The sequence below is a fragment of the Azospirillum lipoferum 4B genome, from assembly GCF_000283655.1.
GTDB lineage: Bacteria > Pseudomonadota > Alphaproteobacteria > Azospirillales > Azospirillaceae > Azospirillum > Azospirillum lipoferum_C.
This window is the reverse complement of the sequence record NC_016622.1, coordinates 1,404,790-1,425,045: the sequence shown is the minus strand read 5'-3', so window position 1 is coordinate 1,425,045 and position 20,256 is coordinate 1,404,790. Positions and strand designations below refer to the sequence as shown.

22 protein-coding genes are annotated in these 20,256 nt (G+C 67.2%); 12 read left to right on the top strand and 10 right to left on the bottom strand.

Annotation, left to right across the window (positions count from 1 at the left end):
- The first annotated feature begins 160 nt into the window (after window positions 1–160).
- Window positions 161–1,066, top strand: a complete 906-nt coding sequence (gene era / locus AZOLI_RS06585; RefSeq protein ID WP_044550586.1) for a GTPase Era — start codon at window positions 161–163, stop codon at window positions 1,064–1,066.
- A gap of 76 nt (window positions 1,067–1,142) precedes the next feature.
- Here era and AZOLI_RS06580 read toward each other — a convergent pair whose 3' ends face one another.
- The gene (locus AZOLI_RS06580) at window positions 1,143–1,448 is read right to left on the bottom strand and encodes a hypothetical protein (RefSeq protein WP_014247818.1); all 306 of its coding nucleotides are present in this window, start codon (window positions 1,446–1,448) and stop codon (window positions 1,143–1,145) included.
- A 504-nt stretch (window positions 1,449–1,952) separates the two neighbouring features.
- Entirely contained in the window at window positions 1,953–2,237 is a 285-nt protein-coding gene (locus tag AZOLI_RS06575) for a (2Fe-2S)-binding protein (RefSeq protein WP_014247817.1), read from the bottom strand.
- 209 nt (window positions 2,238–2,446) lie between these two features.
- On the opposite strand from AZOLI_RS06575, the gene AZOLI_RS06570 reads away from it, so the two are divergent.
- Window positions 2,447–3,448 carry an SAM-dependent methyltransferase gene (locus AZOLI_RS06570; protein ID WP_244442542.1) on the top strand — a complete coding sequence of 334 codons (1,002 nt, stop codon included), beginning with the start codon at window positions 2,447–2,449 and terminating at the stop codon, window positions 3,446–3,448.
- 10 nt (window positions 3,449–3,458) lie between these two features.
- On the opposite strand, the gene AZOLI_RS06565 is transcribed toward AZOLI_RS06570, so the two are convergent.
- Both AZOLI_RS06565 and AZOLI_RS06560 read right to left on the bottom strand, forming a co-directional pair.
- Window positions 3,459–5,039, bottom strand: a complete 1,581-nt coding sequence (locus AZOLI_RS06565) for a M10 family metallopeptidase C-terminal domain-containing protein (protein WP_014247815.1) — start codon at window positions 5,037–5,039, stop codon at window positions 3,459–3,461.
- A gap of 79 nt (window positions 5,040–5,118) precedes the next feature.
- Window positions 5,119–6,123 (bottom strand): patatin-like phospholipase family protein, encoded by a 1,005-nt coding sequence (locus tag AZOLI_RS06560; protein WP_014247814.1) that lies wholly within the window; start codon window positions 6,121–6,123, stop codon window positions 5,119–5,121.
- Between the two features lie 319 nt (window positions 6,124–6,442).
- Here AZOLI_RS06560 and AZOLI_RS33590 point away from each other — a divergent pair, with 319 nt between their 5' ends.
- The 5 genes from AZOLI_RS33590 (at window position 6,443) to AZOLI_RS06540 (ending at window position 12,651) form a co-directional block, all read left to right on the top strand.
- The gene (locus AZOLI_RS33590; protein ID WP_014247813.1) at window positions 6,443–6,571 is read left to right on the top strand and encodes a hypothetical protein; all 129 of its coding nucleotides are present in this window, start codon (window positions 6,443–6,445) and stop codon (window positions 6,569–6,571) included.
- Between the two features lie 277 nt (window positions 6,572–6,848).
- On the top strand, window positions 6,849–7,556 hold the full coding sequence (locus AZOLI_RS06555; RefSeq protein ID WP_014247812.1) for a protein phosphatase CheZ: 708 nt from the start codon (window positions 6,849–6,851) through the stop codon (window positions 7,554–7,556).
- A 4-nt stretch (window positions 7,557–7,560) separates the two neighbouring features.
- Window positions 7,561–8,352, top strand: coding sequence for a flagellar motor protein MotB (locus AZOLI_RS06550; protein WP_014247811.1), 792 nt, complete (start codon window positions 7,561–7,563; stop codon window positions 8,350–8,352).
- A complete protein-coding gene (locus tag AZOLI_RS06545; protein WP_014247810.1) occupies window positions 8,349–9,056 on the top strand; it encodes a flagellar motor protein MotB in 708 nt (235 codons plus the stop codon). The genes AZOLI_RS06550 and AZOLI_RS06545 overlap by 4 nt, the downstream gene beginning before the upstream one ends.
- A gap of 1 nt (window position 9,057) precedes the next feature.
- Window positions 9,058–12,651, top strand: coding sequence for a tetratricopeptide repeat protein (locus AZOLI_RS06540; RefSeq protein WP_014247809.1), 3,594 nt, complete (start codon window positions 9,058–9,060; stop codon window positions 12,649–12,651).
- A 67-nt stretch (window positions 12,652–12,718) separates the two neighbouring features.
- Here the strand turns inward: AZOLI_RS06540 and AZOLI_RS06535 are convergent, their stop codons facing one another.
- The 6 genes from AZOLI_RS06535 to AZOLI_RS32145 form a co-directional block, all read right to left on the bottom strand.
- Window positions 12,719–13,264 carry a fasciclin domain-containing protein gene (locus AZOLI_RS06535; protein ID WP_014247808.1) on the bottom strand — a complete coding sequence of 182 codons (546 nt, stop codon included), beginning with the start codon at window positions 13,262–13,264 and terminating at the stop codon, window positions 12,719–12,721.
- A 190-nt stretch (window positions 13,265–13,454) separates the two neighbouring features.
- Window positions 13,455–15,353 (bottom strand): potassium transporter Kup, encoded by a 1,899-nt coding sequence (locus tag AZOLI_RS06530; RefSeq protein WP_014247807.1) that lies wholly within the window; start codon window positions 15,351–15,353, stop codon window positions 13,455–13,457.
- Window positions 15,354–15,635: 282 nt separating this feature from the next.
- Window positions 15,636–16,436, bottom strand: a complete 801-nt coding sequence (gene fliP, locus AZOLI_RS06525; RefSeq protein WP_014247806.1) for a flagellar type III secretion system pore protein FliP — start codon at window positions 16,434–16,436, stop codon at window positions 15,636–15,638.
- Window positions 16,433–16,786 (bottom strand): FliO/MopB family protein, encoded by a 354-nt coding sequence (locus AZOLI_RS06520; protein WP_014247805.1) that lies wholly within the window; start codon window positions 16,784–16,786, stop codon window positions 16,433–16,435. The genes fliP and AZOLI_RS06520 overlap by 4 nt, the downstream gene beginning before the upstream one ends.
- A gap of 22 nt (window positions 16,787–16,808) precedes the next feature.
- Window positions 16,809–17,210 (bottom strand): hypothetical protein, encoded by a 402-nt coding sequence (locus tag AZOLI_RS32340; protein WP_014247804.1) that lies wholly within the window; start codon window positions 17,208–17,210, stop codon window positions 16,809–16,811.
- The gene (locus tag AZOLI_RS32145; protein WP_244442541.1) at window positions 17,207–17,551 is read right to left on the bottom strand and encodes an EscU/YscU/HrcU family type III secretion system export apparatus switch protein; all 345 of its coding nucleotides are present in this window, start codon (window positions 17,549–17,551) and stop codon (window positions 17,207–17,209) included. Before AZOLI_RS32145 ends, AZOLI_RS32340 begins: the two co-directional genes overlap by 4 nt.
- Before the next feature lie 298 nt (window positions 17,552–17,849).
- On the opposite strand from AZOLI_RS32145, the gene flgB reads away from it, so the two are divergent.
- The 5 genes from flgB (at window position 17,850) to fliR (ending at window position 20,254) form a co-directional block, all read left to right on the top strand.
- On the top strand, window positions 17,850–18,254 hold the full coding sequence (gene flgB / locus AZOLI_RS06505; protein ID WP_014247803.1) for a flagellar basal body rod protein FlgB: 405 nt from the start codon (window positions 17,850–17,852) through the stop codon (window positions 18,252–18,254).
- A gap of 71 nt (window positions 18,255–18,325) precedes the next feature.
- Window positions 18,326–18,736: a flagellar basal body rod protein FlgC gene (gene flgC, locus AZOLI_RS06500; RefSeq protein WP_014247802.1), complete on the top strand. Its 411-nt coding sequence runs from the start codon at window positions 18,326–18,328 to the stop codon at window positions 18,734–18,736.
- A gap of 49 nt (window positions 18,737–18,785) precedes the next feature.
- On the top strand, window positions 18,786–19,085 hold the full coding sequence (gene fliE, locus AZOLI_RS06495; protein ID WP_014247801.1) for a flagellar hook-basal body complex protein FliE: 300 nt from the start codon (window positions 18,786–18,788) through the stop codon (window positions 19,083–19,085).
- A gap of 42 nt (window positions 19,086–19,127) precedes the next feature.
- On the top strand, window positions 19,128–19,487 hold the full coding sequence (locus AZOLI_RS06490; protein ID WP_014247800.1) for a flagellar biosynthetic protein FliQ: 360 nt from the start codon (window positions 19,128–19,130) through the stop codon (window positions 19,485–19,487).
- Window positions 19,484–20,254 carry a flagellar biosynthetic protein FliR gene (gene fliR / locus AZOLI_RS06485; protein ID WP_014247799.1) on the top strand — a complete coding sequence of 257 codons (771 nt, stop codon included), beginning with the start codon at window positions 19,484–19,486 and terminating at the stop codon, window positions 20,252–20,254. Before AZOLI_RS06490 ends, fliR begins: the two co-directional genes overlap by 4 nt.
- Window positions 20,255–20,256: the final 2 nt, after the last annotated feature.

Sequence of the window (20,256 nt, the reverse complement as noted above, 5' to 3'; positions counted from 1 at the left end):
GGCGCTGGACCATGAGGACGACGCCGTCGCGGGAGAGGACGCCGAAGAGGGCGACTTCGAAGACGACGAGTATGAGGACGGCGACTATGAGGATGACGAGGACGATGATGAGGATGCCCCGCGCGGGCAGCCCATCTCCGTCCTGCCGCCTCTGCCGACGATGCCGGAACATCCGCGCTGCGGCTTCATCGCCCTGGTCGGCGCGCCGAATGCCGGCAAATCCACGCTGCTGAACGCGATGATCGGCAGCAAGGTGTCGATCGTCAGCCCGAAGGTGCAGACCACCCGCACCCGCGTGCTGGGCATCACCATCCAGGGCGATGCCCAGATGATCTTCGTCGACACCCCCGGCATCTTCAAGCCGAAGCGCCGGCTGGACCGCGCCATGGTGGCGGCGGCCTGGCAGGGAGCGGAGGACGCCGACGTCATCGGCGTGCTGTACGACGTGTCGCGCCGCTCCATCGACGAGGACACCCGCAGCATCGTCGCCCGCCTGAAGGAACAGGGGCGCGAGGCGATCCTGATCCTGAACAAGATCGATCTGGTCAAGCGCGACGTCCTGCTGGGCATCGCCGACGCCTTCCGGCAGGAGGGGATCTTCTCCGACATCTTCATGGTGTCGGCCTTCACCGAGGATGGCGTCGCCGACCTGAAGCAGTTCCTGGCCGACCGGCTGCCGGAAGGGCCGTGGCACTTCCCGGAGGACCAGATCTCCGACATGCCCATGCGTCTGCTTGCGGCGGAGATCACCCGGGAGAAGCTGTTCCTGCAGCTTCACCAGGAACTTCCCTATTCCGCCACGGTCGAGACCGAGGTGTGGGAGGAGTTCGAGGACGGGTCGGTCAAGATCTCGCAGGTCATCTTCGTGCAGCGCGAAAGCCAGAAGGCCATCGTGCTGGGCAAGGGCGGCCAGCGGATCAAGGCTCTCGGTTCCGCCGCGCGCGGCGAGTTGCAGGGAATGCTGGAGCGCCGCGTCCACCTGATCCTGTTCGTGAAGGTGCGCGAGGGCTGGGTCGACGATCCTGAACGCTATTCGGCCTGGGGCCTGGATTTCGGGGCTTCGTAATGAAAAAGGCCCCCTCCCGACCGGGAGGGGGCCTTTTCCTTTTGATCGGCCGCGGCCTGTGGTCCGGTCGGTAGCCTTACGCGGCCAGCAGGCGCAGGTGGCCGTCGAAATCGTCGAGTGCGCGCATGAGGTCCATCATCGCCTGATCGGCCTGGGCACGGGCGAAGGGCCATGCGTCGTCGTCGGCCAGATGAGCGGCTTCGATGCGGGCGATGGCGCGGTTGTTCAGGCCGCGGAGACGGTCGAGCGTACGCTCCCACGTCTCGCGCCGGTCGCTGCCAGCGCGCTCGACCATGGACCGGAGGGTCTCCATACGGTCGGTGGCGCGAAGGACGAGATCGCGGCTCAACGTGTCGAAGGCGTGCCGGTTGCGGCGGCTCATGAAAAATCCTCCTTTGATCCTCAACCGTTTCAGACGTCTCGGCCGGACGAAAAACGATAGCCCCGCGCGATTGCTGCGAAAACGCATCGGAAGCGCAGTCGACACAGCCCGAATGGGGGATGGCCGCGATACGATTGCGAAATGCGTGAGCAATTGCGGGACAGCCGTTCGAATCCAAATTCCGCCGGGCTGCCCGATCCTTTACGGACAAGGCAAACCCGGTGGCCGAGGAAGTCTTCCTGGTTGGATTGCGTTTCCTCCGGGGCCGGTTTCATCCGGCCCGTTGGCCTTTTTATACGCCGACATTTTGACGACGTTCTTTGGTTTTGGTGACGCTTTTGTGCCGGATTGGGTGTACCCGGTCAATCCGCCCAAAAATCATAGATGGGGCGCATTCTGTCGCAGCCGAAAGGCGAGGTTGTAGACCAGGTATCGACCTGAAAGTCTGAAGTGGTAGAGCTTGCGATAACGCAGGTTGCCGCGGAGGCGCCTGTTCGACAGCCGTTATTCGGCCGCGATGGCATAGGCCGGAACCGCTTCGGCATTGGCCGGTTCGGGCACCGCAGTGCCGCAGCAGGGGGCCGGCACGGCGGTCGCAGCCACGGTAGCGGCATGCTGGGCCATGGCGGCGCGATGCTCGCTGGCCATGCTGCGCATCATCGGCACGCATTTGCCGCACTGGACCTGGCAATTGTGATGGCGGAACACCGAGGCCGGGTTAGTAGCGCCATTGTCCAGCGCAGCCTTGACCTTCTTGTCGTTCAACGCGTGGCAGATGCAGACGTACATAAGCCCTCGGCGATGGTCGGTGTGAGAAGATTGTCCTGACCCCAGGAGTACCTGAGACTGAGAATCGTTGTCAACGCTCACTTTGCGAACCGGTCGCATATAAGAGGTTTCGAGACGCTTTGTCACAGCCCCCATCGCGTCACCGCGAAAGGGGGAGGATCGCATCCTTGCGCTTGCATTCGCCGGCCGGCGGCGTTAGCCCCTGGGGCATGGACGACAGCATCCCCCAAAGCACCTCCGCTTCCCTGCCGCAGACCGCTTCCGGTGAGACCGCTCCCGGTGAGAGCGCTCCGGGCGCGGCGGTGACCCCGCTCGGCCAGACGGTCTATCTGGCGGCCGATGGCTTCCTCGACGATCTGGTGGCGGAATTGGGGGAGGTCGCAGCGGTCGACGGCCGGCTGGTCTTCGTCGATGGCCCGGCACGGCCGGCGGCCTGGGCGCAGAACATCTGGTACGACCCGGTGCGCATCGAATTCGCCTCGATCAAGGGCGGGGCGAAGGCGCTGCGCGGCATCCAGCGCAATTGGGCGCTGTGGTCGCAACGGCACCACCGCCGCGCCGCCCTGATCCAGGAGAACCTGCCGCATGTCTCGGCCAAGCCGGTGGTCTTCCCGTCGCCGCTGCCGACGGCGCCGCTGGGGTCGTGGACCCTGACCGACGAGTCCACCATCATCGCCGCCGCGCGCTGTTCCAGCCCCTTCCGCAACGGCGAGGTCACCTTCGTCGAGAACCGCACCGCTCCGCCCAACCGCGCCTATCTGAAGCTTTGGGAGGCGCTGACCCTGTTCGGGGAGCAGCCGGGGCCGGGCGACCGCTGTCTCGACCTCGGCGCCTGTCCCGGCGGCTGGACCTGGGTGCTGCACGAGCTGGGCGCTTCGGTGGTCAGCGTCGACAAGGCGCCGCTCGATCCCGCCATCGCCGCCCTGCCGCGGGTGGAAATCCGTCAGGAAAGTGCCTTCGGCCTGAAGCCGGCGACGGTCGGTCCAGTGGACTGGCTGTGCTGCGACGTGATCTGCTATCCGACCCGCCTCTTGCGGCTGGTGAAGGAGTGGATGGACAGCGGGCTGGCCAAGCGCTTCGTCTGCACGCTGAAGTTCCAGGCCGAAACCGACCACGAGACCGCCCGCGCCTTCGCCGCGATCCCCGGCGGCCGGGTGCTCCACCTCCACCACAACAAGCACGAGCTGACTTGGATCTGGCCGGCGACGTAAGCGTCGGCAGTCAGGCGAGCGCCCGTCCTTCGGCGTAGCCGTAGCTCACATAATGCTGCTTTGCCCCGGCAATGCTGCCGCCGACCGCGGCATTCACGTCGGGGTTGGCGGCCAGATAGGCGGTGGCATTGAAGGCGGTGAAGGAGCGGCCTTCGAAACGTCCGTTGACGATGTAATGAAGCTCCACCGCCTCTCGGTCGCTTCCGAAGGCGGCGATCAGGTCTGGGTTGCTGGCCTGATACGACAGCGTGTCGAACAGGGTGGAGTTGCGGCCCTCGCGATACCCGTATTCGATGAAATGGCGGGTCGCTGCGCCGACATCGCTGCCGAAGGTGTTCAGCAGGTCGCCATAGCCGGCCAGATAATTGTAGGGATCGAAGCCGCTCAGGCTGCGCCCCTCATAGACGCCGAAGCTGGTGAGGTGCTGCGTCGCTGCGGCGGTGTCGGTGCGGAAGGCCGCGATCAGGTCGGCGTTGGACGCGATGTAGCGCAAGGCGTCGAAACTGCCGGACACGCTCGCCGACAGGGTCGTGCCGGTATCGGAAAAGCGCAGATACTCGATATTGGTCAGCAGGTCGATCCCGTCGGCGCCATTGACGATGAAACGGCTGCCGTCCAACTGCTGTACGCGGTATTGCGACCGGCTGCCGCTGAACACGGCGGTGTCGGTGCCGCTGCCGCCGTCCAGGACGTTCCCCAGCGTATTGACGGTGATGCTGTCGTCGCCGCTGCCGCCGATCGCCAGTTGGACCGTGGTGCCATAGGCCAGCGCCAGGAAGGTCGTGGCTCCGGCGCTGCTGAAATAGCCCGCCCGCAGATCCAGCGACAGCGAGACCGTCTGTGCGCTGCCGTTCAGTGTGTTGCGGCCGTTCGGATCCCACAGCGTGGTGAAGCTGCCGGTGTTCAGGGTGTAGCTGGTATCGCCTGCACCGGTGGACGTGTTGGCGCCGTAGAGATACTGGATCGCCGCGATGTCGTAGAGGCTCGGTCCGGTCAGGTAGGTTCCCGCCGGCAGGGCGGTGTTGTCGTTGTAGGACATGATGCTGTACGCATAATTGTCCGTGGTCGAGGGCAGGTAGGGGCCCTCGGTTCCCTCGCTGCTGCCGGCGTTGTAATTGCCGGGATGCTTGAGACCCAACGCATGGCCGATCTCGTGGATGACCGTCATGTAGGCATAGCTACCCGCCGTGGGGTTGACGTTGCCGGCACTGTCGTTGGCCAGGAAGACGTCGCCGCCCTGTGCCGAGCTGGACGGGTAATAGGCATAGGCAGCCGATTCGCCGTTCTGGCGGTTGGTGCCGAAGCGCAGCGTGGCGCTGGAAACGTCGGTCGTCTCGACGAAGGTGATGTTGGCCACGGCACTCCAGGCCGCCAATGCCTGACGGACGGCGGTGCGCTGTGCGCTGTTCATCGCCGCGAAGCCGCTTGCATCGGCACCGGCCACCTGACGCGAACTGGTCGCGAAGGCATAGGTCACGGTGACAGCAGAGCCGACGGAGCTTCCGTCCAGCACCGTTCCGCCGGTACCCCAATGCGGCGTTCCGCTCGGAAGGAGGGCGGAGATGTAATCGGTCAGCGTGGACTGGCTCATGGACGCTTGGCTCCCGTGCGGATCGGAAGAGGAGCGGGGCAGGGGCCCGCCTGCCGGTGATACGTGGGACAGGCGCCGGTCAGGCGCGGCGCAGGGCAAGTTCAATCGACGGGCGGAGCATGGAAGCGGCGGCATGGCCGATTTCCACCGCCTCCGCCGCGCGGTCGAACTCCAGGATGCCGATATGGGCAAGCCTGGGTGCGATCAGAACGTCCGGCGGCTCGCCGGCAAGACGGGATCGGGTGATGCGGTCCTGCATGATGTCGATAGAGCCCGCCATCACCTCCAGCGCGTTCGGCATCGGTTTCTGGGCATGGGCGTCGTCGATCTGATCGGCGATGAAGCGGGTGCGCCGGCTGGGCTTGCGGCCGAGCCAGGTGGAGATCTGGCTGGTCAGGTGTGACAGGGCGGGGGAGCCGGCATCGCCGCCGGCTGCCGCCGCCTCGGGCACCGGGGCCTTGGCGGCGGGCTTGCCGTTCGAACGCCCGCCGTTTCCCCGCCCGTTGGGGCGGCCGAGCGGAGACAGTTCGCTGTTCAGGTTCACCGCCACCACCACGTCGGCCCCAAGCGCCCGGCAGAGCGATACCGGCACCGGGTTGACCAGCGCGCCGTCCACCAGCAGGTGATGGTCGCGCCGCACTGCGGGAAACAGGCCGGGCATCGCCGCCGACGCCATCACCGCCGACATCAGGGGCCCGTCGCGCAGCCAGATCTCCCGCCCGGTCGACAGGTCGGTGGCGACCGTGGCGAAGGGACGCCGCAGATTCTCGATGAGGATGTTGCTGCGTTCGTTGTCGAAACGGCCGAACGCCTTTTCCGCGGCGACCAGACCGCCGCGCCGGAAGGTGAGATCGATGATGCCCAGCATGCCGAGCCAGCCCATCTTTTGCGCCCAGGACTGAAGCTCGTCCATCTGGTCGGTCAGGTAGGCGGCCCCGACGGCGGCGCCGATGGAGGTGCCGCAGATTATGTCCGGTTCGATCCCGATCTCTTCCAGCGCGCGCAGGACGCCGATATGAGCCCAACCCCGGGCGGCACCGCTTCCCAACGCAAGCCCGATCTTCAGGTCGGTTCCTTTCGCCATCCGCAACCCCTGTCGGTGCCGCCCGGCCGACCCGGCGGCTTGATCTGGAGCGTACCATTTGGGAATGGTCGACCGTCAATGGAAGCGAGCGGAAGGGGCACGCCGCCGGCGCATCTCCCATCGCCGCGCGGGAGGTGGGAAATGTCGAAAATTTGGCCGATCTTTGATTTGCATCATGCGTCAGGACACAGCGACTGTGGCATTTCTGTGCCAGTTCGGTTGGAAGTATGCTCCTGAGTTGGGTGTTAACCATGCGTCAACTGGACCCGGTGCAGTTTCGTTGCGTTGCAGTGTAGTTCTCGAAACCGGAAGGTCTGTCATGGCCGACGAACTGAAAAGCTTCAGGAAGGACTGGAAACGCTGGTCACCGGCGGAACGGCTGGCTGCCGTCACCATTCTGGTCCTGATCGCCCTGCTGGGCGCGCCGGTCGCCGCCGGCCTGTTCTGATCGCCCGCTCCGCCCCCACCGCGGTCGCGGGCTGGGCGGATCACACTGTGGCGAACGGGTCACAGCGGCGTTCCGGCAAGGCCGTCTTTACGGGCTCTTAACCCTCGCGCCATAGGCTTAGTCGGCTCGGACAGTTCCTGGGACGGTTGGGCGCCACAAGCGGTCGGAGCGTTGAACCTCCGCCCTGCGGCACCGACGGGCGCTCGCTGGAGGGCGCCGACCGGGGAGGATCCGGCATATTCCGCCAAGGCCTAGCCCCTCTCGCTGGACACGCCCGATGACCTTCTCCGCCCATTCCGCCGTGACGGAACAGAAGCTTCTGAGACAGCGCCTCGACGCCGCCTTTGCGGAGGCCGCCAAGCCCCTGTCGCGGGAGGAGGTGACGGACATCGTCCGGACCATCCTGGGCAGCATGGACGGTGACATCTCCGCCACCGACCTGCGCCTCTACAAGGAGGTCGTCGACCTCGCCAAATACATCGAGACGGCCAAGCAGGAGATCGCGGCGCTCCAGCCCGCGGAAATCCGCGACGAGCATATCCGCACCGCCACGGACGAGCTGGACGCGGTGATCGGCGCGACCGAGAAGGCGACCTTCGCCATCTTCGACGCCTGCGACGCCATCGGCGCCATCGCCGGGCAGTCGGATGCGGAAACCGCGGTCAAGTTGAACGACCAGATCACGGCGATCTACGAGGCCTGCAACTTCCAGGACATTACCGGCCAGCGCATCAGCAAGGTGGTGCGGACTCTGAAGCACATCGAATCGAAGGTGGACATGATCGTCGCCGCCTTCGGCAGCGAGGTGCGCCAGAACCATGCCCCCCGGCTGGCCAAGCTGGCGGCGGAGGACGCGGAGGCGGCCGTCCATTACGAACCGATGAGTGCGGAGGAGGCGGACAAGCAGCTTCTGCATGGGCCGCAGCTGCCGGGCAACGCCATGGACCAGGACGAGATCGACCGCCTGCTCGCCAGCTTCGACTGACGCCATGCTGGCCGGCAAACCCACCAGCGGGTTCACCAGCGGTCGGGCGACCCAAGGCCGCGGACCGGGTCCGGCCGGCATCGGGTTTCCGACGCTGCGGGCCGGCCGTGGGGGTGGGGGCCTTGGGAGCGGGCAGGAACATGCCAACCCCAACAATGGCAGCATCCTGCTGCTGCTGTCGCTGTTCCTGCTGCTGCTGGTCTTCTTCATCGTGCTCAACGCCCATTCGGTGCAGACCGTGCAGAAAGTGAAGGCGGTCGCCGCCTCGCTGGAGCGGACCTTCCCGAGTTTCGTCATCGATCCGCGCCTGCGCGACGGGACGGAGACGGTGGCATCGCGGGCGGGGACGGTCTTCGCGGTTCAGCGGCTCGACGGTGTCGGCACGCTGTTCGCCACCGAAATCGCGGTCGCAAAGGTGGAGGTGGTCGCTCCCGGCCGGCTGCTGGAGGTGCGTCTGCCCGCCGACGACCTGTTCGTTGCCGGCACCATGACGCTGCGGCCGGATCGCCAGGGACTGATCGACCGGATCGCCGATGCGCTGCGCCAGTCGCGCCAGGGCGAGCGGGTGGAACTGGACGCGCTGCTCGGCATCGGCCCGACGGGCACGCCCAGCCAGCCGCCGGGACCGGTCGCCCGTGCCGGAGCCTTGGCCCGCGCGCTGATCGCCGACGGCGCACCGGCCCGCAACGTCACCGTCGGCATCGAGCGCGGCGAGCCGGGCGGGGTGCGCCTGCTGTTTTCCCTGCGCTGGGACGAGAATGGGACGGCCAAGCGCCGGCCGGAGGTGCGGAAGTGATCCGCGTTCCCAACATATCCCGCAGGTCGGGAGCCGAGGATCGCGGCGGGCAGCGCAAGACGCTGTGGCTGATCAGCTTTACCGACCTGATCTCCTTGATGCTCGCCTTCTTCGTTCTGATGTATTCGATGAGCGAGCCGGAGGCCGAGCGCTGGACCCGTCTGGCCAAGGGCGTGGCGGAGTCGATTCCCGCCGCTCGCTCGACCGCCGCCGCACCGTCCGACCGGCCGGCCGACCCGTCGGCAGCCTTCAACGCTCAAGCGGTGGAGCAGCGGGCAGCCATCGACCTTCATTATCTGGCGGCCCTGCTGGGCAGCCAGCTGCGGTCGAACGCCGAGCTGTCGGTGGTCGATGTCCGGCGCGAGGACGACCGCGTCGTCATCCGCCTGCCGGGGGAACGGATGTTCGACCCGACCGGCGCCGCCTTCACCGAGGGGGGGCGGCGGGTGCTGTTTCTGCTGGGCGCGGTCATCGGCCGCATCGGCAATCGGATCGAGCTGGTCGGCCATGCCGAGCGCGAGGATCCGGCCGGCGGCGTGGCCTGGGAACGGGCGCTGACCAGGGCGGTCGCCGTTTCCGCGGCATTGCGGGAGACCGGCTATCGCCGCGATCTGGTGGCACGGGCGGTGATGATGCCGGTCGAAGGGGCTGGCGGCGGACGCCTGCCGGTGGATATCGTGGTGCGAGAGGAAGGAGCGGATTGAGGTGACGGACCGGTCGGCCTATCGGAGAAAGCGCTGGCTGCGCGGCTGTGCCGCCGCGGTGGCGCTGTCGGCCGTGCCGGTCCTGCTGTCCCCTCTTTCGGCGGACGCCGCCACCGTGCCCGTGCGTGGCGGCACCCACAAGGAATTCGGACGGCTGGTCTTCGATTGGCCGGGCAAGGTGGATTTCACAGCGTCGGTTGACGGCGGCCGGCTGGTGGTGAGCTTCACCGAACCGATCAACGCGCAACTGGACCGTCTGGTTCGGGCGCTGCCGGATTATCTGGCCGGCGGCCGGGTGGAGCCGGACGGCAAGACGCTCTCCTTCGACCTGAAACGCCCGGTTTCGCTGAAGAGCTTCCGCAACGGCAACGCCGTCGCCATCGACCTGTCCCCCGCCGCGGCGCAATCCACCGCAGCGCAACCCACTGCGGCGCAACCCGCCCCGGCACAACCCGCTGAGACGGCATCGGCCGGAACGGAACCGGCAAAGGCGGAGGCTGCCAAGCCGGTGCCGTCCGCCGGCCGGGTCCGGGTGCGGGGCGCGGACCAGCCGGACCAGAGCCGGTTGACCTTCGACTGGCCGTCGCCGGTCGGCTATTCGGTCAAGCGCGACGGGGCGGCTGTGACCGTCTTCTTCGACAAGGGCGGCAGCGCCGACCTGTCGGCAGTGGCGAAGGCGAAGCTGCGCAACATCCAGAACGTGGAATCCTTCCGTCAGCCGGACGGGGCGCTGGCGGTCACCCTGGCCGTGCCGCAGGATGCCGAGGTGAGCGACAGCGCGTCGGGCAAATCCGTGATTCTGTCGGTCGGCAATCCAGGGTCGCGGGCCGGCTTGCCGAAGACCGAAGCCATGCCGCCGGCTGCCGGATCGCAGGGAGCGATGCCGCCCCAGATTGGCCAGGGGAGCGGCCAGGGGAGCAGTCAGGCGCCCGCCACCGACGGGCCGGTCGTGGCGTCGACCACGACCAGCCGCTCGGCCACCGCCGCCAATGCGGCGACCGCGACACCCGCCGCGACACCGGCCGCCGCACCGGCGGCCAGCGCCCAACCGGCGCCTCCGGCGGTCGCAAAGGCGGCACCTGTGGCGCCCGTCGATGCGAAGGGTCAGCCGGCGGCTGGGCTCACCGGGCCGGTTCTGACCTTCGAGACCGGCGGACCGTCGTCCATCGCGGTCTATCCGCGGGCCGGCCAGCTCTATGTCGTGTTCGACCGGCCCATGCCCATCGGTGCCGGCAAGCTCAGCGGCCCCGGATCCGAGCTGATGGGAGCGGTGGAGCCGGTGCCGGCGACCGGCGGCAGCGTGTTCCGCACCAAGATCGGCCCGATGGTGTGGCCGACGGTGGAGCGGCAGGGCACCACTTGGCGCATCCTGTCCTCCGGCCGTCCCGCCAACATGGGCAGTGCCGGCGACCTGCGGGTCGAACCCGATCCCGATTTCCTGCTGGGGGCCCGGCTGCTGGTTCGTGCCCCCGATGCCGCCAACGTCGTCCAGTTCGCCGATCCCGACGTCGGCGACCGCATCCAGGTGGTGCCGCTGTCCAGCCCGGGGCAAGGCCTGCCCGAGCCGCATCGATACCCGGATCTGGAGGTCATGCCCTCCTATCAAGGTGTGGTGGTGCGGCCGATCTCCGACAATGTGACGGTTCGCGCTGTCAAAGAGGGGGTGGAACTGACCACCGCCGGCGGCCTGCACCTGTCGTCGGCCGCCGATTCCGGCAATCCGGCCGTGGCACCGCCGCCCGGTGCCATGCCCGCCCCGGCCCAGCAGTCGGCGCCGCAGCCGGTGCCGGCGCAGCTCGCCGCCGCTCCGCAGCCTGTTCCGGCGACCGGCGGTGCCTCGTCGATGGAGCCGCCGAAGGCTCAGCCGGCCCAGGCGCAAGGACGCCGCCTGTTCAATCTGCCGGCCTGGAAGCACGGCGATCTCGACAATTTCACCCAGGCGCGCCAGGACCTCCAGCTCGCCGTCGTCAATGCTCCGGAGTCGGAGCGGGCGAAGGCGCAGCTCGACCTTGCCCGTTTCTATTTCGCCAACGGTTTCGGCCAGGAGACGCTGGGCCTGCTGGACGTGCTGCAGCAGAACCAGCCGGACCTGGAGGGTTGGCCGGAATTCCGCGCTCTGCGCGGGGCCGCCCGCGTGCTGACCGGCGACCTGGAGGGCGGCGAGGCCGACCTGTCGATCCCGTCGCTGGCCAACAACCCGGAAGCCAACCTGTGGCGTGCCGCCATCGCCGCCGACCGGCGCGACTGGCCGAAGGCGATGGCCGGTTTCAAGGCGTCGGGCCAGATCCTGAACAGCTATCCGGAGCCGATGATCGGCAAGCTAGGACTGCGGGCGGCGGAGGCGGCTCTGGAGACGCGCGACACCGCCACCGCCAAACGGCTGTTCGACCGCGTGATCGAACACAGCGGCCCGGAGCAGGAGGAGAACCCGCAGACCCAGTATCTGCGCGGCCTGCTCTATGCCCAGACCGGCGAGACCGAACAGGCACGCGAGCAGCTGACCGCCGCCTACAACAGCTATGACCGGTTCTATCGCGCCAAGGCCGGGCTGGCCCTGACCAACCTGGAGCTGTCCGAAGGCAAGATGTCGCCGACTGCGGCGGCGGAACAGCTGGCCGGCCTGACCTTCACCTGGCGCGGCGACGACCTGGAGATGCAGATCCGCTCGCGCATGGGCGAGGTGCTGATCGCCGGCGGCGAATATGCCAAGGGCTTCAACACCATGAAGGAAACGGCGGCCCTGGTCGCCGACACGCCGCGGGCGGAAGCCATCACCAAGGAGATGTCGCGCATCTTCGCCGACCTGTTCAAGGATGGGGCGCAGCGTCTGCCGACGCTCGATGCGCTGCAGCTCTACGACCAGTTCCGCGAGCTGACCCCGGTGGGAGAGGCCGGCGACGAGATCATCCGGCAGTTGGCGGAGCGCCTGATCTCCATCGACCTGCTGAACCGGGCCGCCGACCTGCTGCAGCATCAGGTGGAATTCCGCCTGTCCGGTCTGGACAAGGCGCGGATCGGCACGCGGCTCGCCTCCGTCCGTTTGCTCGACAACAAGCCGGATGAGGCACTGAAGGCGCTGGAGCTGTCCAACATCGCCGGCCTGCCGGCCGATCTGGCGGCGGAACGGCGCTTGATGCAGGCCAAGGCGCTGGCCGAGCTGAATCGCGGCGACGAGGCGATGCAGCTGCTGGCTCAGGACGACAGCATCAATGCCAACCTGCTGCGCGTCGACATCGCCTGGAAGGGCCAGAAATGGGATGCCGCGGCGCTGGCGCTGAACAAGGTGATCGGACCGCCGCCATCGCCCGCCAAGCCGTTGGATCCCAACATGTCGCAGCTGGTGCTGAACCGGGCGGTGGCGCTGGCGCTGGCCGGCGACGGCAACGGGCTGAACCTGCTGAAGAAGGACTTCGAAGGGTCGATGAAGGGCGGGCCGAACGAGGACGCCTTCCGCATCCTGACCCGCCCCGAGCAGGCGATGGGCCTGATCGATGTGGGAACGATCCGCTCCCGCGTGGCGGAAGTGGATATGTTCAAGAAGTTCCTGAAGGAATACCGCGGCGGAAAACAGCCGGCGGACAAACCGACGTCCTGACGACGGTGAGGTGGCGGGACGCACCCTGCGGGGGGAACGGACCCGTCCCGCCGCCCCTTCCGCGCCGTTACTTCGGCAGCAGAACCTTGTCGATGACGTGGACCACGCCGTTCGACTGCTGGACGTCGGCGATGGTGACGCGGGCCATGTTGCCCGATGCGTCGGCGACCATCACGGCGTCGCCGGACTGGGTGAAGGTCAGCGGCATGCCTTCCACCGTCTTCAGCATCGCCTTGCCGTTGCCCTTCTTGATGTCGGCCACGAGATCCTTCGCGTCGATCTTGCCCGGCACGACGTGATAGGTCAGCACCTTGGTCAGCTGGCCCTTGTTTTCCGGCTTCAGCAGCGTGTCGACGGTGCCGGCGGGCAGGGCGGCGAAGGCCGCGTTGGTGGGGGCGAAGACGGTGAAGGGACCCTTGCCGCTCAGCGTGTCGACCAGCCCGGCGGCCTTCACGGCGGCGACGAGCGTGGTGTGGTCCTTCGACTGGGACGCGTTTTCAACGATGGTCTTGCTGGGGTACATCGGCGCGCCGCCGACCATCTTCTCCATGGCGGCATTGGCGCAACCGGCAAAAAGAAGGGTGGCGATCGCCACGGTGGCAACCTTCTTCATAGCATTCCCTCTTATCGGTGAAGGTCCGCTTCCCGCGGACACACCACCGTTACGGGGGAGGCTTCCGGTCGGATCACAGCTATTCTCCGACCGGGCAGCGATTTTCTTTTCTCGAAGGAGGTAGGCCTTTCGGATTGCTGTTCCCCCCTGCCGGTGCGGAGGGCAGGGGGGAACAGCGGATTTGCCGGCCCTACAGCTGCACCTGCGTTCCCAACTCCACCACGCGGTTGGGCGGCAGCTTGAAGAAGTCGGTGGCGCTGACCGATGTGCGGGACATCACGACGAACAGCTTCTCCCGCCACAGCGCCATCTGCGAGTTCATCTGCGGAATCAGCGTCTCGCGACCGAGGAAGAAGGAGGTCGCCATCACGTCGAACTCCAGCCCGAACGCCTTGCACAGCCGCAGCGCCTTCGGGATGTTCGGCTCCTGCGAGAAGCCGTAGCGCACGGTGATGCGGTAGAAGCCCTCGGCCAGCCCCTCCACCACCACGCGGTCCTTGGCGGGAACGCGCGGCACGTCCTCCACCACCACGGTGACGAAGACGACGCGCTCGTGCAGGACCTGATTGTGCTTCAGGTTGTGCAGCAGCGCGATGGGCACGGTGTTGGAACTGGAGGTCATGAAGACCGCCGTGCCCTTCACCCGAAGGATGTCGGAGGACTTCGCCTGCCGCTTGATGAAGGCGTCGAGCGGCAGCGATTCCTCGGCCAGCCGCATGGTCAGAACGGCCCGGCCGCGGCGCCAGGTGGCCATCAGGCCGAGCGTGAGGACGGCGATCACCAGGGGCACCCAGCCGCCATGGGGAATCTTCACCGCGTTGGCGGCGAAGAAGGAGATCTCGATGGTCAGGAACACCGCCCCGACGGCAAGGCAGAGCGGCAGGCTCCAGTTCCAGCGGCGGCGCGCCACCACCAGGAACAGGGTGGTGGTGATGATCATGTCGCCGGTCACCGCGATGCCGTAGGCGGCCGCGAGACGGCTGGAGGACTGGAACAGCACCACCAGCCCCAGCACCGCGGCCAGCAGGCCCCAGTTGGCGCGGGGGATGTAGATCTGCCCCTCCTCCTCGTTGGAGGTGTGGCGGATGTCCAGGCGAGGGCAGAGGCCCAGCTGCACCGCCTGCCGGGTCAGCGAGAAGACGCCGGAGATCACCGCCTGGCTGGCGATGACGGTGGCGGCCGTCGACAAGCCGATCAGGGGATAGAGCCCCCATTCCGGCGCCAGCAGATAGAAGGGGCTGCGCACCGCCGACGGATCGCTCAGCAGAAGCGCGCATTGGCCCAGATAGTTGAGCAGCAGCGCCGGCAGCACCACGGTCAGCCACGCCACCTGGATCGGGCGGCGGCCGAAATGGCCCATGTCGGCATAGAGCGCCTCGCCGCCGGTCACCGCCAGCACGACGGCACCCAGCACCAGGAAGCCGGCCACCCCGTGGTTGGCGAAGAAGGAAATGGCGTAGAGCGGGTTGAAGGCGACCAGGACGCCCGGCTGCTGGACCACCTCGACCAGCCCCAGGATGCCGAGCGTGGAGAACCACGCCAGCATGATCGGGCCGAACAGCGCGCCGACGCGCGAGGTGCCGTGGCTCTGGATGGCGAACAGGGCGATCAGGATGGCCATCGTCAGAGGCACCACGACCGACTCCAGCGCCGGCTCCGCCACCTCCAGCCCCTCGACCGCAGACAGTACGGACATCGCCGGGGTGATCATGCCGTCGCCATAGAACAGCGCGGCGCCGAACAGCCCCAGCGCGGTCAGCAGGGTCAGCCGGCCCGACGCATCCGGCCGCGTTTTCGACGCCAGCGCCAGCAGGGACAGGATGCCGCCCTCGCCCTTGTTGTCGGCCCGCATGACGAAGCCCACATACTTCACGGTGACGACCATCACCAAGGCCCAGAACACCAGCGACATGATGCCGAGGATGTTGTCGGGGGTCAGTGCCAGCCCATGCTCGCCGCCGAAGCATTCGCGAAGCGTGTAGAGCGGGCTGGTGCCGATGTCGCCGTAAACGACCCCGAGCGCGCCCAGGGTCAGCGTCGCGAGCTTGCCGGTGTCTGGCGGCGCGGCCTTAAAAGCGGTGTCTGTCATGCGGTGGTTGCGGTCCGAGGTTGGTCCGTCGTTGCGATGGCGCCCGGTGCGACGGTACGGTCCGCACTGTCGAACCCCGGTCCGGCGGTCGCGACAGATCGGAGCCATCAGACGGTCCGGCCCCCTTGCCGGTCCCCCGCCTGCGCTCATCGGCTTCCTCATACGCGTTTACGACGGCGGACGCCAGCGCCCGCTTGCGCGGCGAAGCCCAAGCACGGGGGATGCGACGAAGTGCGCAGGGTCTTTCACCCTCCGCGTGTGGTTTCCGCCCCTATCCGTTCCTCAAAGCGTGCCGAAACTGCGCGCCAGCGATCCGGCGATCAGGTACCACCCGTCGACCAGCACGAAGAAGATGATCTTGAACGGGATGGCGACCATGGTCGGCGGCAGCATCATCATGCCCATCGACATCAGGATCGACGACACCACCATGTCGATGATCAGGAAGGGCAGGAACAGCAGGAAGCCGATTTCGAACCCGCGCTTGATCTCCGAGATCATGAAGGCGGGGACCAGGACGTGCAGCGGCATGTCGGACGGCTCCGGCACCGATTGGATGCGGGCCATGTCCATGAACAGCCGCAGATCCTTCTCGCTGGTGTGGTTCAGCATGAACTCGCGCAGCGGCGCCACCGTGCGGCGGAACGCCTCCATCTCGTCGATTTCCTGGTTGATCAGCGGCTGGATGCCCTGGGTGTAGCTGCGCTCGAACACCGGGGCCATGACGAAGAAGGTCAGGAACAGGGCAAGCGACATCATCACCGTGGTCGGCGGCACCTGCTGCACGCCCAGCGCGTTGCGCAGGAAGGACAGCACGATGACGATGCGGGTGAAGGCCGTCATCATGATCAGGATCGACGGCGCCAGCGACAGCACCGTGATCAGCGCCACCATCTGGACGATGCGGCCGGTGGCGGTGCCGCCGGCGTCGCCCAGATCGAAGGTCAGGCTCTGCGCCAGGGCCGGGCCGGCGCTGAGGCCGGCGACGACCCCGACGGCGAGCGCCAGAAGCAGCCCGGCGGACAGCGGTTTCCAGCAGCCCGCCCAGCAGCCCGCCAGACGGCGGAGGAGGAGCGCCCTCATTGCGGCTGGCTCCCGGCCGCGACCGGCGCGGGAGGTGAGATGGCGGGGGCCGTGTCGGCCGACTTGGCCAGCGCGCTGTCGAAGCCGCCGGCCGGCGCGCTGTCGACCAGCAGGTCGCCGTTGGCGCTCAGCAGGATCAGATGCTCGCGGTCGTCGCGGCGGACCAGGATCAGCCGCCGCTTGGCGTCGATGGGCAGCGCCTCCACCACGCTCAGCCGTCGCTGGCGGGCGCGGCCGCGCATGGTGCCGCCTGCCATGCCGACGCGGCGCATCACCCAGGCGACGACCATGATCAGCGCCACCACGAAGAACAGCGCCATCAGGAAACGGATATACTGGTCGAGATCCATGGAAGCGGCGGGCTTTCTCTAATCAGGGCAGATCGTCTGTGCGGCCGGGACCGCTGCGCCCATAGGCGGCGGCGGCGCGCTGACGGGCGGTGTGCGGATCGTCGCGTCCCGCCAGCGCGGCGGCGAGGGACTGCTCGCGCTTGGCCTGCTGGTCGGTCAGGGACGCCGCCAGAGGATCCAGGGCGGCGACGAGATCGCCCAGCGGGCCGAGCAGGGTCCGCGCATCGCTGCGCGGCATTCCTTCCGCCGCGGCGCAGAGCTGGGCGACGCTGTCCTCCAACCCCGCAAGGTCGATCAGTACGCCGGCCTCCGCCTCCGCCCGCGCCTCTTCCAGGGCCGCGCCGAGACGTGCCGCCCGTTCGGTGAGTTCGGCGACGGAAAAGGCATCCTGAGGAGAGCGGGGAGGGGATGGTGGACGGGTCACGGCTTGTCCTCCCTTTGTGTGGCGGCCATTTGTGCGGCGGCCATGGGCTCGGCGGGCTCTTCCGGTTGCGGTTCCGGCGGCAGGGTGCCGTTCGCCCGGTAGACGTAGGCAAGGATTTCCGCCACGGCGGCGATGGCCTCCACCGGAATATCGCTGTCGACCTCGATCGCCGACAGGATCTCCACCAGATCGGCATCCTCGCGCACCTTGACGCCGTTGGCGAAGGCGACCTCCAGGATCTGCTCCGCCACCGTTCCCTTGCCGGTGGCGACGATCCGCGGCAGAGTCTGTGTTCCCAGCTCGTATTTCAGCGCGACGGCGACCGGACGCCGCGCAGGCATGCGCCCGGACGGGCGCGGTGACGTACCGGCCGGCTTCGATGCGGGGGAGCGGGGCTGCGCGGACAAAAGGCGGCCTTTTCAAGGGGTCCTTCCTCGCCGCATCCTGGACCGGTAGGCTTAACGAACTGTAAAGGCGGTTCGCCGGTGCGACTCCCGACTGCCGGGATTCATCCTTCGTTAACGCAAACGGGCGACCATGGGGAGCGTGGCCTTCCAACGGCTGTTCTGCCGGAGGTTTGGCGTCGGCCGATTGGCGTCGGTCCGCGTGACCGGAGGCATCAAGGACGGGATCAGGGCCATGGACCTCGGAAATCTCGGCATCTTCAAGCTGATGTCGCGCAAGATGGACTGGCTGACCCAGCGTCAGGAAGTCCTCTCGCAGAACATCGCCAACGCCAACACGCCGGATTACAAGAGCCGCGACCTGAAGTCCTTCAGCTTTCGCGACGCACTGAGCGACAACCGGCGCCTGACCCCGGTGGCGACCGATCCGTCCCATCTGGCCGGCACCCGCGGCCCCGGCGGCCTCGCCAAGGAACAGAAGGTGCGCGATCCGTACGAAACGGCGCCGGACGGCAACAACGTCGTCCTGGAAGAGCAGATGATGCGGATGGGTCAGAACGCGATGGATTACCAGACCATCACCAACCTGTACAAAAAACAGGTCACGATGATCAAGTCGGCGATCCGCTCCGGCGGTTGACCGGCTTCGTTTAAGGTCGCTTAGGGTTTGCGGGCGTTTAGGATTTGCGGGCGTTCGAGGAGGCGGTTGCTATGGATCTCTACAAGTCGATGGCGGTATCCGCCTCGGGCCTGAAGGCTCAGGGCACGCGCCTGAAGGTCATTGCGGAGAATCTGGCCAACGCCAACACCACGGCGGAAACGCCGGGCGATCTGCCCTATCGCCGCAAGACGGTGATCTTCAAGAACGAGCTGGACCGGGCGATGGACGTGGACAAGGTCCGCGTCGCCAAGGTCGGCGTCGACAAGGGCGACTTCCAGCGCCGCTACGACCCGTCCCACCCGTCGGCCGACGCCGACGGTTACGTCCTGCTGCCGAACGTCAATTCGGTGGTCGAGGCGATGGACATGCGCGAGGCTCAACGCAGCTACGAGGCGAACCTGTCGGCCATCGACACGGCACGCCAGATGCTGACACGCACCATCGACATTCTGCGCACCTGATTTCTCCCGCCCAATCGCTCCATCTCCCTGACCGACCGGAACCGCCGCCATGATCAATCCGCTGAACGCCGCCGCGGCCTACGCCACCACCGCCGCGAAGACGACCGGACCCGGTCTGGCCGCGCGCGACGGCGCCTCCTTCGGCGACGTGCTGGAACAGGCGGCCAAGGAGAGCATCGGCACCCTGAAAAAGAGCGAGGACATGTCGGCACTCGCCTCCGTCGGCAAGGCCGACCTGAACGAGGTGGTCCAGGCAGTGACCAACGCCGAGGTGACGCTGCAGACCGTCACCGCCGTTCGCGACAAGGTTCTGAACGCCTATCAGGAAATCCTGCGCATGCCGATGTGACGGCCGGCCGTCCTTCGCAACCGCATCGAATCACGTGTCGTCATGAGCGAGACCGAAGTCATCGAGCTGTGCCGCACCTCGATCGTCACACTGGTGATCGTGTGCGGGCCGATTCTCGTCATCATGATGCTTTTGGGCACCGTGATCTCGATCTTCCAGGCCGTCACCCAGATCAGCGAGCAGACCCTCGCCATGGTGCCGAAGGTGATGCTGGTCTTCGGGCTGAGCATCCTGCTGATGCCTTTCATGCTGGGCAAGCTGACCGAGTTCTTCGAGCATGAGGTCGCCGACCGGATCGTTGCCATCGGCGTCGGCGCCCACGACAATGGCGGCGCACCCTTCACGCCGGGCACCGGCATAACGCCGGCCCCGGCGCCGACCGCGGCCGCGGCGGGCGGATGAACGTCCTCCAGCAGCTTCTGGGCGAGCAGATCTTCGTCTGGATGTTGGTTTTCCTGCGGGTCGGCACCGCCTTCAGCGTGATGCCGACAATCGGCGACGCCTTCATCACCCCCCGCACGCGCCTGCTGTTCGCGCTGGCGGTCAGCGTGCTGGTGGCGCCGGTGATCCGGCCGCAACTGCCGCCGATGCCCGGCGGTCCCTTCCAGCTTCTGGTGCTGGCGGCCGGCGAGATGACGATCGGCATCTTCCTCGGCACCATCGCGCGGCTGCTGATGGGCACGCTGGAGGTCGCCGGAACCATCATCAGCCTGCAGAGCGGCCTTGCCAACGCCCAGATCTTCAACCCCGCGCTGGCCACTGCGGGCTCGCTGCCGGGCGCGCTGATGGGCTGGCTGGGGTTGCTCCTGCTGTTCGTGACCGACCTGCATCATCTGCTGATCATGGCGGTGGTCGACAGCTATGCCACCTTCACGCCGGGGGCGGCGATTCCGGTGGACGACATGGCGAACGTGATCGGGCAGCTGGTGTCGAAGACCTTCCTGATGGGAGTGCAGATGTCGGCCCCCTTCCTGATCACCGGCATCCTGTTCGCGCTGGCGCTCGGCCTGCTGAACAAGCTGGCGCCGCAGGTGCAGGTGTTCCAGATTTTCACCTCCGTCCAGGTGCTGATGGGGCTGTTCCTGTTCGCGCTGACCCTGGGCGCCATGATGCTGTTCTGGCTGTCGCGGTTCGAATCGAGCTTCATCGAACTGCTGAAGCCGCTGTAAAG

Excerpts from the sequence above, each read along its gene's own strand:
- era (WP_044550586.1), top strand. The coding sequence starts at position 161 with ATGCCGGAACATCCGCGCTGCGGCTTCATCGCCCTGGTCGGCGCGCCG.
- AZOLI_RS06580 (WP_014247818.1), bottom strand. The coding sequence starts at position 1,448 with ATGAGCCGCCGCAACCGGCACGCCTTCGACACGTTGAGCCGCGATCTC.
- AZOLI_RS06575 (WP_014247817.1), bottom strand. The coding sequence starts at position 2,237 with ATGTACGTCTGCATCTGCCACGCGTTGAACGACAAGAAGGTCAAGGCT.
- AZOLI_RS06570 (WP_244442542.1), top strand. The coding sequence starts at position 2,447 with ATGGACGACAGCATCCCCCAAAGCACCTCCGCTTCCCTGCCGCAGACC.
- AZOLI_RS06565 (WP_014247815.1), bottom strand. The coding sequence starts at position 5,039 with ATGAGCCAGTCCACGCTGACCGATTACATCTCCGCCCTCCTTCCGAGC.
- AZOLI_RS06560 (WP_014247814.1), bottom strand. The coding sequence starts at position 6,123 with ATGGCGAAAGGAACCGACCTGAAGATCGGGCTTGCGTTGGGAAGCGGT.
- AZOLI_RS33590 (WP_014247813.1), top strand. The coding sequence starts at position 6,443 with ATGGCCGACGAACTGAAAAGCTTCAGGAAGGACTGGAAACGCTGGTCA.
- AZOLI_RS06555 (WP_014247812.1), top strand. The coding sequence starts at position 6,849 with ATGACCTTCTCCGCCCATTCCGCCGTGACGGAACAGAAGCTTCTGAGA.
- AZOLI_RS06550 (WP_014247811.1), top strand. The coding sequence starts at position 7,561 with ATGCTGGCCGGCAAACCCACCAGCGGGTTCACCAGCGGTCGGGCGACC.
- AZOLI_RS06535 (WP_014247808.1), bottom strand. The coding sequence starts at position 13,264 with ATGAAGAAGGTTGCCACCGTGGCGATCGCCACCCTTCTTTTTGCCGGT.
- AZOLI_RS06530 (WP_014247807.1), bottom strand. The coding sequence starts at position 15,353 with ATGACAGACACCGCTTTTAAGGCCGCGCCGCCAGACACCGGCAAGCTC.
- fliP (WP_014247806.1), bottom strand. The coding sequence starts at position 16,436 with ATGAGGGCGCTCCTCCTCCGCCGTCTGGCGGGCTGCTGGGCGGGCTGC.
- AZOLI_RS06520 (WP_014247805.1), bottom strand. The coding sequence starts at position 16,786 with ATGGATCTCGACCAGTATATCCGTTTCCTGATGGCGCTGTTCTTCGTG.
- AZOLI_RS32145 (WP_244442541.1), bottom strand. The coding sequence starts at position 17,551 with ATGCCTGCGCGGCGTCCGGTCGCCGTCGCGCTGAAATACGAGCTGGGA.
- flgB (WP_014247803.1), top strand. The coding sequence starts at position 17,850 with ATGGACCTCGGAAATCTCGGCATCTTCAAGCTGATGTCGCGCAAGATG.
- flgC (WP_014247802.1), top strand. The coding sequence starts at position 18,326 with ATGGATCTCTACAAGTCGATGGCGGTATCCGCCTCGGGCCTGAAGGCT.
- fliE (WP_014247801.1), top strand. The coding sequence starts at position 18,786 with ATGATCAATCCGCTGAACGCCGCCGCGGCCTACGCCACCACCGCCGCG.
- AZOLI_RS06490 (WP_014247800.1), top strand. The coding sequence starts at position 19,128 with ATGAGCGAGACCGAAGTCATCGAGCTGTGCCGCACCTCGATCGTCACA.
- fliR (WP_014247799.1), top strand. The coding sequence starts at position 19,484 with ATGAACGTCCTCCAGCAGCTTCTGGGCGAGCAGATCTTCGTCTGGATG.